Genomic DNA, 12143 nt, shown 5'->3' with positions numbered 1-12143 from the left:
TTTCATCAGTGAGAAGTTATTACTCATGGATGATTGAATGATATAAATAGATGAATCGTAGAACCGAAGAAGTTGACTGGAGGAAATATATGAAGAATTTAATGATTATACTATTAATCAGCATATTCTTAACAGGGTGTGTAAACGATTCTTTTAATCAGGCAATTGATCAGGCAAATGCTGCACTTCAAAAAGGAAATGCAGATCAAGCCTTATCATCATTAGAATTAGCAATAGATGAAGATCCTAAAAATCCAGAAGTTAAACAGTCATATAGAAATCTAGAAATGTTTATTCAATTAAAAAGTGATATGGATAATGAAAAATGGAAGAGTGCATTAAAAACAGCAGAGGCTTTATTGAAACAAAAAGATTTAAATCCATATATTAAAAAAGAAACAAAACAATATATAGAGCAAGCTAACAACAAAGTGCAACAGGAATTAGAGATGAAATCTAAGATTGATATAATAAGCAATTTAATCGAAGAGAAAAAGTATAATGAAGCTGAACAAGCTATGAATAAGTTGTTAGCAGATGAAAGATTAGGGAATAACCAAAAATTGCTTGAAGATGAAATCAAGAATTTAAAGAATTTAATAGATATTAAAAGTGAACAATATGCAAAGAAGCAAGAGCAAAATAGTAAAAAAAGTGAATATATCTTAAAAATGAGTCAGATAGAGAAAGAAGTAGCAAAATTAAATAATAAAAAGGCTAGTACAACAGTTGAAATGGAGAAGGTAGCAGCAGACTCTTATAAAATGTGGGATGATACTTTAAATGAAATATATGGTGTATTAAAGCAACAACTATCGTCAAATGTTATGAGCGATGTTCGTGAACAGCAGCTTGATTGGATTACGAATAGAGATAACAAAGCCAAAAAAGATGCATCAAGTTATCAAGGAGGAACCCTTTACGAAGTAGAATTTCTCAATTCTTTAACGAAAACAACAAAAGAAAGATGCTATGAATTAGTAGAAATTTATATGAAATAAATGATGCTGACTTAGAAATAGCTTTCTATATTTTGGAGAGTTATTAGTGCTCAATGCTGTATTTTTAAAGAAGTTAGTGCAAGTCAGCTTTTTCAGTTGAGCTCTTCCCTTTTAATTCCACTTTTATCTTCTTTGTTTCTTAATGAATATGTAAAAAATAAACATATGACAAAGCGTGTAAGAACAGCTTTTTTAGGAAGTATAATCTAATTATAAAAAACAATTTATAAAGCGTAAGGGCGTCCAAAAAACGATAAAACATCACTTTTTGGACGCCCTCTCTTTTAATTTGTAATTAGTAAGCACTTGTTTCAGGATTCAACGATACTTCTGCTTTCGGTTCAGGAACAAAATATAAAATAATAATTCCAATGATGAATAAAACAACTAAACTAAACACACCATAAGCAGAATTTCCAGTTAGCTGTGAAGTCACAGCTACTAATAGTGGTCCCATAATGGATGCGAATTTGCCGAAAATATTATAAAAGCCAAAAAACTCGTTTGATTTTTCTTTTGGTACAAGCTTAGCAAAATAGGATCGACTTAATGCTTGAATTCCTCCTTGAGAGGTTGCTACAAGCATAGCTAATATCCAAAAATCTACAACCGTTTTCATGAAAAAGGCGTAAATACAAACAATAATATAAATGCATATTCCGACATATAGCATGATTTTTCCGGTGAATTTCTCTGCCAATTTTCCATATAAGATAGCGAAAGGAGCTGCTACAACTTGGGTAGCAAATAAGATAATGAGAAGATTGGTAGAGCTGATTCCTAAATCAGATCCATAAGCAGTTGACATCGTGATAATAGTACCAACACCGTCGATGTAAAAGAAGTAAGCCAGTAAAAATAAAAAGAGTGTTCGGTGAGTACGAATATTTTTAAACGTAACGCCAAGTCGCTTAAAGCTGTTGACAATTGGTTTAGGTTCACGTTCAATATAGTATTCTTGTTGTACGTTCCTTAGCATTGGAATAGTAAAGATTCCCCACCAAATTGCAGTTATAAGAAAGGATATTTGACTGGCTATAGTTACGGAAATAGGTATTACTTCGCTTTGAGCTAATAAGATGAGAATGATACAAATAATAAATGGAATTGTACTACCGATATAGCCCGAACTAAAACCACGTGCGGATACTTTATTCATTCGGCTGACGGAAGAAACATCGACAAGAAATGCATCGTAAAATACATTTGAACCAGCAAATCCAATAGCAGTAATCGTATAGCAGATTAATAGTAAAAACCAAAGATCACTCGGTATAATGGCAAGTAAAGCCGTAGAAGCAATACCTAAAACAAAGAAAAATGTAAAAAACTTTTTCTTATAACTCCGATAGTCTGCAATCGTACCTAGGATAGGACCAAGCATAGCCAAAATAAAGGTAGCAATAGCAATGGTATAACCTAAGTAAGCAGTCGATTTTGCAGCTGTGATTCCTGCTTCAGTTGCAGATGCCTTATAATAAAGAGGAAAAACAGCCGTTGTTATGATAATGGAATAGGCAGAATTCGCCCAATCATAAAGAACCCAACTATTTTCCTGTTTAGTATATTTCTTCATAAATCTAGACTCCCCCCTTGTATATGCTCTTTATAGTATTGTATTAAAAAAATTTCTTATTAAGTAATAATATTCAGAGGTTTAATAATAATTTTACATACTTAATATTTCTTCTAATACTCGACCATCTGTATTTCCAAGATGAAGTCCTAAGAGACGAGCAAAAGTAGGCCCTTCATCGACAAGATGCATGGAGTTAAGCTGTTGTCCGGATTTAATACCTTTACCTGACGCCATAAAGATTGTTTTATAATGATCCTTTTCGGGTGAATATCCATGTGAGGCAATGGTATATCGTTTTGATAGTACATCTTCTCTTGTAATAGTATCGATATAATTTCCCTCATGAAACTCTTTGAAGTAATATCCTTTATGAGCCTCAATCATATAGAGACATTGTCCATCCGCACCTTTTTTGACAGCTTCTTCATTTGTTAATATTTTTTCGATGCCATTTTCAGCATCTTGAACTAATTGATTTAATAGGAGATTGATCTTATTTTTGGTTTCTGTATCATTTTGATTCTTAATATACACATAAGCCGAACCATCACAGCTCTTGCAGTAAGCCTTCCAATCTTTAATTTTTCCATAATTATTTGTTGTAATGAGTCCTTGTTCTTTAAATAAGACATTTAATTTTACGGCTTTGGATTCATCGAGTGCACTATGATCTCCTAAAGCGATAATAGTTGAATTTTCATAAATACCACTATCCTTTAGTGATTCGATAATTCTACCAAGTCGATAATCATGCCTACGTAATGCTTCCTGAGCTTCATTTGAAGAAAAGCCATGATAGTGTCGCATGGTATCTAAATCTGTGAAATGGATAAGCATCAAATGTGGTTTTCTCGTTTTAATCGTTTGTACAGTAGATTCTAATACAAAATCATCTAATTCAGGTTGATTAAGTCCATTTCGAATATGTCCAAAGCGTTTGTTCATATCTAATTGATATAAAGGACTTCCGTTAAAAAAAGAGACGGCTATTTGATTATGCCATGGACGATTTGCAAAAATTTCTGGCATGTTGTAATCGATTTTGGCTTTTGCTGTAACAGGCCATAATAAAGCAGCTGTCTTCATACCGGCTTTTTTAGCTTCATCATACAGAGTTGTACCTTTAACATGCTTGCGATGCCAATACCAATCAGGAGATTCTATTCCAGGTTGGATAAATGTATTATTGATGATTCCGTGTCTATTTGGAAAATTACCAGTAACTATTGTGGCATGACATGGATAGGTAACAGATGGATAAATCGTTTCAACATTATCACAGTATGTACTCTTTTTTAGAAATTCTTTGAAATGAGGTAGTGTCTTAAGTACTGGTAAATCTAAAGCGGATAGACAATCAAAAGAGATAACAATTAAATGTTCTGTGAGCTTATTCATAATGACCACCTTTGTTAAATTTCAATACCATATATTCCAAGTATAACAAACATTTACAATGATGGAATAAGAGAGTTTGTCTTCTTATACTTTGGGAAACACTTTATTTTTATATAGCAAAAATAGCTTAAAAGTGTAAAAACATTTTATTCATGAATCAACTTGTACTATAATGATGGATAAAATATATAAAATTCAGAAAATTAAACAAGGAGAGTACATAGATGGCTATTGATCAAGTTAGGCAACATTTCCATAATTTGAACCTAGAAGATAAAATATTAGAATTCAATCAATCAAGTGCTACGGTTGAACTTGCTGCAGAAGCTCTAAACGTAATTCCAGCTCGTATAGCGAAAACTCTTTCCTTTAAAGATGGGGAAGGAGCTATTTTAGTGGTAGCAGCGGGCGATGTTAAAATTGATAATAAAAAATTCAAATCAGAGTTTGGCTATAAAGCAAAAATGCTATCCCCAGAAGAAGTGTTGGAAGAAACAGGACATGCAATTGGTGGAGTTTGTCCTTTTGGTTTGAAAAAAACATTAAAAGTTTATTTAGATGAATCGATGAAAAGATTTGATACTTTATTTCCAGCATGCGGGAGCAGCAATTCTGCTATTGAATTAACATGTGATGAGATAGAAACCTATTCAAAAGCAGAAAAATGGGTAGATGTTTGTAAAGCTCGATAAAAAATATCTTTAAAATAATAGGTTTTGCTTCATTGCATTGATGGATTTCGTACATTTCTATAGCCATAAATGACATGATAGTGTTAAATAAATCTTATTAATAAAAAGCAGACGGCGATTTTATATCTCCTGTCTGCTTTTTTATTTAGATTAAAAAGTTTGACTTTTCGAAATAAAGTGTTTAATGTTATCATAATAACAGACAATTCATATAATAATACTAAGAATTATATAGTAAGGAGAATCTTTATGGGAAATCATACTACACTAATAGTTCCACAGCCACTAGTGAGAGTATCAAATTGGATAACAGTCTTTATTATTTTATTTGCTTTATATACACAACAACCATTATTAATCGTAATACCTCTGTTATATTTTGGATTAGGAGCTTTTTTTGGTAAAAATCCGATTATTTTTATCGGAAAACATTTTTTAAGAAAAAATCGAACTTATATTATGGAAGATCGAGATCAACTTGCTTTTAATAGTTTACTTGCATTCATTATGTTATTTTTAGCGCTTGTATTCTTTTACTTAGGTCTACTAATTGTATATTACATTTTTATTATTATGTGTGCGCTAGCTAATATAGGTGCTATATTGGGCTTTTGTGTTGGATGTTTTATTCGTTTTCAGTGGAAACAATATCGTTACCGAAGATCGATAAGATAAAAGATATGCGCTCTATACGTTTTAACTATTACAATCTCAAATATCTATGAAATAGCTAAATGAAAGATTCAGCACAATACTTAATAGCAAAAATGGACTGTAGAGGCAGCTTCAAAAGTGATTAACAATCACTTTTGAAGCTGCCTTTTGCTTTAAAGAAAGGCTGTTTTCGCATACTTTGTTGCCATTAAATACAGGCTGAGTTGAATTCTGCTCTAGGAGGTAAAGAAATGCCTTTATTTATTTTTATTTTTGGCTATGGCTCCAATCTTTTTACTTTCCGTCTATTTATTTCTATTAATGTAAAAATAGCGTAACAAAAATAAGAGTAATAAGTTATTGGAATCGATATTATTCGTCTGTATTTTCGCTGGGAAATGATGTAACCGTATTATTTTTAACAATGCTTATAAATTATTTTGAAATAATTTTATAAGAAACCGTTTACAGCTACAAAATGATGGTATATACTCAATTCGTACCGACGAATTGATACCAATGAATTTAATATATTATTATAAATCGGAGGGTGAAATAGATGTCAGTTGCAACACAAGAAGAATTATCGATGAAAATTTTTGGTTTGATTGCTGGAGCTGGAGATGCTAAATCAAGTTTTTACCAAGCAATAAACCTAGTTCAAGAACATAAATATGAAGAAGCAGAAGCACTTATAAAACAAGGTGAGGCATCATTAAACGAAGCTCATAAAGTTCAAACAAGTTTAATTACAGAAGAAGCAAATGGCAATAAAGCAGAAATTGGAATTTTAATGATTCATGCTCAAGATCATTTGATGAATGCTATTTTAGTAAAAGAATTATTAGGTAATTTAGTTTCAATGCAAAAAGAGATTAATACATTAAAAGAGAAGGTAGGAGGAAATCTATAATGACTAAAATCGGATTATTTTGTTCAGCAGGTATGTCAACAAGTATGCTCGTTACTAAAATGAAACAAGCAGCAGAAACTAAAGGATTAGAAGTGGAAATTAATGCTTACCCTGAATCAGAATTAGAACAAATTGTTGATTCGATTGATGTCGCACTATTAGGGCCTCAAGTGAAATTCCTTCTTGCTAAAGCTCAAGGTGTATGCGCACCAAAGGGAGTACCGGTTGAAGTAATTAACACAATAGATTATGGCATGATGAATGGAGCTAATGTTTTAGAACATGCATTAAAATTAGCCAAGTAATTGGTTTAGGAGGTATAACATGAAGTTTCCAAAGGATTTCTTGTTTGGTGCTGCATCGGCATCTTATCAAGTAGAAGGTGCCTGGAATGTAGACGGAAAAGGCGAAACTAACTGGGATGTGTTTTCAAAAATTCCTGGTAAAACATTTGAAAACACAAATGGTGATGTTGCAGTAGATCACTACCATAGATATAAAGAAGATGTAAAATTAATGGCTGAGATGGGATTAGAGTCATACAGATTTTCAATCTCTTGGGCTCGTATTATTCCAGATGGCGATGGAGAAGTAAATGAAAAAGGCATTCAATTTTATAACAATCTAATTGATGAATGCTTAAAATATGGAATTGTTCCTTTTGTCACGCTTTATCACTGGGATTTACCGCAAACATTAGAAGCCGCTGGAGGCTGGGTTAACAAACGTACAGTAGATGCATTTGCTAAATATGCAGAGGTATGTTTTAAAGCTTTCGGAGATCGTGTTAAGCATTGGATTACCTTTAATGAAGCCATTGTTTTTTGCAGATTAGGCTACATTGCTGGAGCTCATCCACCAGGCCTTATAAATGATCAAAAGAAATATTTCCAAGCAACACATAATGTATTTGTTTCACATGCAAAAGCTGTAGAAATATATAAAGGTTTAAAGCAATTTGGAGAAATCGGTATTACACATGTATTTAGTCCAGCATTTAGTGTTGATAGCTCGGAAGAAAATATTTTTGCGACTAATCATTGTAATTACTACGATACGTTCTGGTACTATGATCCAATCTTAAAAGGAGAGTATCCAAAGTATGTAGTAGATACCCTAGCTGAAAAAGGATTGACGCCTGATTGGACGGAATCTGAACTGCAATTATTAAAAGATACAGCTGAATATAATGACTTCATGGGTCTTAACTATTACCAACCACAGCGAGTGATGAAAAATCATGAAGTGGTAGAAATTACAGAAGCAAATCGTGATAAGTCAACAGGTAAACCAGGAAACGCATCATTTGATGGAGTATATAAAACCGTTATGATGGACGACAAGGTATATACAAAATGGGGTTGGGAAATCTCAGCTGAAGGTTTCTTAGATGGTCTAAGAATGCTAAAAGATCGTTATGGTGATGTGAAATTATATATCACAGAAAATGGTTTAGGCGACGAAGATCCAATCATTGATAATGAAATCGTTGATGTTCCACGTATTAAGTATATTGAAGAGCATTTAAAAGCTGTTAAATCTGCTATTCAAGAAGGTATTCATTTAAAAGGTTATTACGCATGGTCAGTTATTGATTTATTAAGCTGGTTAAATGGCTACAAGAAGCAATACGGATTTATATATGTAGATCACAAAAACAATCTAGCAAGAAAGAAAAAACTATCTTTCCATTGGTATAAACACATCATAGAAACAAGAGGCCAAGAATTATAATCATTATTTGTTTAAGTGATTAAACAGAATGTTTTAAGTGTACATCCACTAAATTTCTATCGAAAATTTAGTGGATGTCCTTATCTCAGATTATTCTCGCTATCAACGGAGGTACGTATGAATCGTTTAGAAAAATTATTCGAGAAAATGATGCCAGCATTTATGAAATTTTCGAATGCAAAATCAGTAGTGGCACTTAAAGATGGCTTCGTTCTAACTATGCCACTAACTTTAATAGGTTCTATTTTCTTACTTCTTTCCAACTTACCAATTAAAAATTGGAATGGCATTATGGCAAATATATTCGGTGAAGACTGGATGACACCGTTAAATCAAGTAACAGGAGCTACTTTCGATATTATTGCTTTAATAGCTGTTTTTGGAATCGCTTACTCATACGTGAAAGCTAGTAATATTGAGGCTGTGCCAGCAGGTATTATCGGAATCATTTCGTTTTTGATTGTAAGTAATTCATTTGTAGTAAGTTCAACAGGAGAAGTGGTTAGAGGCGTTATTCCAAAAGCTTGGACTGGTGGACAAGGAATGATTACTTCGATATTAGTAGGTCTAGCAGTTGGAGCAATCTACACATGGTTCATTCAAAAAAATATTCGAATCAAAATGCCAGAAAGTGTTCCAGATGGAGTTTCTAATGCCTTTTCAGCATTAATTCCTGGTTTTGCCATTATGTTATTATCAATGCTTGTATATATATTTGCAGATATGATTCAAGGAATTTCAATGACAGAAATTATCTACAAAGTATTACAAATCCCGATGCAAAACCTTTCAGATACTTTACCAGGTATCATCATTATTATGGCTCTTATTTCGATTTTCTGGTGGTTTGGATTACACGGTCCAAATATCGTTATGGGTATTATGGCTCCAATTTTAACGTCAAATGCCTTAGCTAATCAAGCTGTTTTAGATGCAGGACAAGCGTTGGAAGTAGGAGAAAACGCGAAAATCGTTACGGCTCAATTTGTAGATATTTATGCTAAATTTGGTGGAGCGGGTATTACATTAGGATTAATTGTAGCAGCACTTTTAGTAGCTCGATCTCAACAGGTTAGTCAATTATCCAAAATGTCACTTGTTCCAGGGATATTTAATATCAATGAGCCAATCATTTTTGGTTTACCCATTATTTTTAATCCATTAATGATTGTTCCTTTCGTATTAGTACCAGTTTTAGCAACGTTAATGACATATTTCTCTATTGTATTAGGATTTATTCAACCATTTGTAGCTGTTCAGGTTCCTTGGACAACACCGCCAATTATTTCTGGTTTCCTACTATCAGGCTGGCAAGGTGCTGTTCTACAAATCGCAATACTAGCAATGGCGATTGTTGTTTATTATCCATTTGTTAAAATGCTTGATAAAGTAGCGATGGATCAAGAAAAAGCATCTGTATAATTTAACAATCTAAGAGTAAAAATGATATGAATGAAAATATAATATAATGACCCTCATAGAGGTTTCTTTACACTAGTTTTTCGATAAAATATACTTATGTAAAGAAACCTCTATTTCTGTTCAAGATAAAGGCCGTAAAGAGTCGTATCTTGAATAACTATGCTCTAATGTTCAGCGCCAATCGGACTGCCCTCTCTACCATTTTAATTAGTGTATAAAAGACTATTTGAAATCCCTCTAATTCGTGTGGAGTGTTTCCAGTTTGCTTGCCGCTTAATAGAACATTTGCGTTTTATGTTATGTTGAAATAGTTTAAGGAAGGATTAATATAGATATGAAAGTCAAATATAAAATGGTCGTCGATCAGATTGAGAAGGAAATTTTAGAAGGTAAATATCCTTCTCAAACAAAGCTACCTACAGAAGAAGAATTAATGAGACGGTTTGATGTTAGTAGAAATACAATTAGAAAAGCAATTGAAATCTTAGTTGAAAATGGCTATGTTTACCAAGTGCAAGGAAGTGGAATCTTCTTAAGAGAATTCACGAAGCCAGGCTGTATTACGATGAGAAACATGATTGGCTTGACTAATGAATTTGCTAAGGATGAATTGAAAAGTGAATTACTCGAATTGTCCTTACTAGATGCTGATGAAAGTCTTGCTCATCAAATGAAATGTAAAGTGAATACGAAAATTTATTATATTAAACGTTTAAGATATTTAAATGGTGTTCCATATGTAATTGAAGAATCATATTTTAACAAAGAAATCATTCCGTATTTAAACAAAGAAATTTGTGATGGGTCGATTTATAAATATATTACGGAAGATTTAAAGTTGAATATCGGTTTTGCCGATAAAGTGATACATTGTGAAAAATTAAACGAATCAGATGCGGAGCTGTTACAACTGCAGCAAGGAGATCCAACATTAATTTGTGAGAACACAGTTTTTCTAAATACGGGTGTTATTTTTGATTTTTCTAAGGAAAAATATAATTACCAGACAACAAAGCTATTAACATTAGCTACAAATAAACAATGAGGTTCAAACTATGAACGCGAAAAGTTTTCAAGGATATGACTTGAGTATTGAAATTAAGCGTGCGCTATCTGCTTTGCATTATGTGAAGCCGACTGAAGTACAAAGTGAAGTAATTCCAATTGCTTTAAAACAAAAAGATTTGGTTGTTAAATCACAAACAGGTAGTGGAAAAACAGCGGCTTTCGGCATCCCATTATGTGAAATGGTCCATTGGATTCAAAATAAACCACAAGCATTGGTCCTTACTCCCACTCGTGAATTGGCAGTTCAAGTAAAAGAAGATTTAATGAATATTGGTCGTTTTAAACGAATTAAGGTTGCAGCTATCTATGGGAAGCAATCATTCACGAAGCAACAATTGGAATTAAAACAAAAAAACCATATTGTAGTGGGCACGCCAGGTAGAGTATTAGACCATATCAAAAAAGGAACGATTTCCTTAGAGGATCTCAAGTTTTTGGTTATTGATGAAGCGGATGAAATGTTAAGTATGGGATTTATTGATCAAGTAGAACAGATTATTCAATCGTTGCCAATAGAACGAATGACTATGTTGTTTTCTGCTACTTTTCCTGAAGACGTCGAAGAGTTATGCCAGAGATACATGCATGATCCAACAAAAATTGAAATGAAACCTAATACTTTAGTTGCAAATAAAGTAAAGCATGTACAAATAGATATTTCAGAAGATGATAAGTTATTGCTATTAAAATGGATAACAATTATAGAAAATCCAGATAGCTGTATCATTTTTTGTAATACGCAGCAAAATGTCGATTTCATTCTAAATAAATTAAATACATGGGGATATGATTGTGACAAAATTCACGGTGGTATGTATCAGGAAGATCGTTTTGCGGTAATGGATGATTTTAGAAGAGGGGCTTTCCGTTATTTAGTGGCAACAGATGTAGCAGCTAGAGGAATTGATATCGAAAATATTACTCATGTAATCAATTATGATTTGCCAAAAGAAAAAGAAAGCTATGTTCATCGAACAGGTAGAACCGGTCGAGCAGGTCATATGGGTAGAGCGATTACATTTGTTACACCTTATGATGAGGAAAAAATGAAGGAAATAGAACGATTCGTTGGTCACGATATTCAAAAAACAAAAGCACCTACAAAAGAAGCGGTTGAAAATGCCAAAGATGCTTTTGAAGCCAAATTGCAAACAAATCCAGTCATGAAGAAGGATAAAAGTGAGCAGTTAAATAAAGATATTATGAAACTTTATTTTAATGGTGGAAAGAAAAAGAAATTAAGAGCAGTTGACTTCGTAGGAACAATCAGCAAAATTCCTGGTATTAAAGCGGAGGATGTTGGGATCATTACAATTCAAGATACTTGTACTTATGTTGATATTCTGAATGGAAAAGGTTCTATCGTATTACAAGAAATGAAGAACACGACAGTTAAAGGGAAATTACTTAAGGTGCATAAGGCTAGAAAGTAAGATACAATATCATAAAAATTCTCAAAAAGCAGACCTAAAAACAATTTGATTGTGTATAGGTCTGCTTTTTGTTTACAGCTAACTTTGATTGGGTAGTCATAACCTGTATTTAAAGTAAATCGGCTATTTTGGGATAACAAAAATAGAAAGAAGAGGGATGAACGATATATGTAAATGCAACTAAACATAACATCCTTGTAATCTATGGTTGATAGACAGTATTTATGGGGAAGACGATAATAATAATAG

11 protein-coding genes are annotated in these 12143 nt (G+C 32.7%); 9 read left to right on the top strand and 2 right to left on the bottom strand.

The genetic code is table 11. The features are described from left to right. Positions 1 to 89 precede the first annotated feature (89 nt). Positions 90 to 1001 carry a lysozyme inhibitor LprI family protein gene (locus tag BN349_RS24970; protein WP_019243339.1) on the top strand — a complete coding sequence of 304 codons (912 nt, stop codon included), beginning with the start codon at positions 90 to 92 and terminating at the stop codon, positions 999 to 1001. Between the two features lie 295 nt (positions 1002 to 1296). Here BN349_RS24970 and BN349_RS15970 read toward each other — a convergent pair whose 3' ends face one another. Both BN349_RS15970 and BN349_RS15965 read right to left on the bottom strand, forming a co-directional pair. Then, entirely contained in the window at positions 1297 to 2577 is a 1281-nt protein-coding gene (locus tag BN349_RS15970) for an MFS transporter (RefSeq protein ID WP_019243338.1), read from the bottom strand. Between the two features lie 93 nt (positions 2578 to 2670). Continuing rightward, positions 2671 to 3978 (bottom strand): alkaline phosphatase family protein, encoded by a 1308-nt coding sequence (locus BN349_RS15965; protein WP_019243337.1) that lies wholly within the window; start codon positions 3976 to 3978, stop codon positions 2671 to 2673. A gap of 224 nt (positions 3979 to 4202) precedes the next feature. On the opposite strand from BN349_RS15965, the gene BN349_RS15960 reads away from it, so the two are divergent. The 8 genes from BN349_RS15960 to BN349_RS15920 all read left to right on the top strand — a co-directional run bounded on the left by BN349_RS15960 (position 4203) and on the right by BN349_RS15920 (position 11894). Next, positions 4203 to 4670 carry a YbaK/EbsC family protein gene (locus BN349_RS15960; RefSeq protein ID WP_019243336.1) on the top strand — a complete coding sequence of 156 codons (468 nt, stop codon included), beginning with the start codon at positions 4203 to 4205 and terminating at the stop codon, positions 4668 to 4670. Positions 4671 to 4919: 249 nt separating this feature from the next. Then, positions 4920 to 5345, top strand: a complete 426-nt coding sequence (locus BN349_RS15955; protein WP_019243335.1) for a DUF4395 domain-containing protein — start codon at positions 4920 to 4922, stop codon at positions 5343 to 5345. 538 nt (positions 5346 to 5883) lie between these two features. Then, entirely contained in the window at positions 5884 to 6237 is a 354-nt protein-coding gene (locus BN349_RS15945) for a PTS lactose/cellobiose transporter subunit IIA (RefSeq protein WP_019243334.1), read from the top strand. Further along, a complete protein-coding gene (locus BN349_RS15940; protein WP_019243333.1) occupies positions 6237 to 6542 on the top strand; it encodes a PTS sugar transporter subunit IIB in 306 nt (101 codons plus the stop codon). Before BN349_RS15945 ends, BN349_RS15940 begins: the two co-directional genes overlap by 1 nt. A gap of 19 nt (positions 6543 to 6561) precedes the next feature. Then, positions 6562 to 7971, top strand: a complete 1410-nt coding sequence (locus BN349_RS15935; protein WP_019243332.1) for a glycoside hydrolase family 1 protein — start codon at positions 6562 to 6564, stop codon at positions 7969 to 7971. A gap of 117 nt (positions 7972 to 8088) precedes the next feature. Beyond that, a complete protein-coding gene (locus BN349_RS15930; RefSeq protein WP_019243331.1) occupies positions 8089 to 9393 on the top strand; it encodes a PTS sugar transporter subunit IIC in 1305 nt (434 codons plus the stop codon). A 334-nt stretch (positions 9394 to 9727) separates the two neighbouring features. Beyond that, a complete protein-coding gene (locus BN349_RS15925) occupies positions 9728 to 10438 on the top strand; it encodes a GntR family transcriptional regulator (protein ID WP_019243330.1) in 711 nt (236 codons plus the stop codon). A gap of 10 nt (positions 10439 to 10448) precedes the next feature. Further along, entirely contained in the window at positions 10449 to 11894 is a 1446-nt protein-coding gene (locus BN349_RS15920) for a DEAD/DEAH box helicase (RefSeq protein WP_019243329.1), read from the top strand. The last annotated feature ends 249 nt before the right edge of the window (positions 11895 to 12143 follow it).

It is taken from the genome of Bacillus sp. AP8 (assembly GCF_000321185.1).
Taxonomy (GTDB): Bacteria; Bacillota; Bacilli; order Bacillales; family DSM-1321; genus Bacillus_AD; species Bacillus_AD massilioanorexius.
Note: the sequence above shows the minus strand (reverse complement) of the source record. Positions and strands in the feature narration are given on the sequence as shown.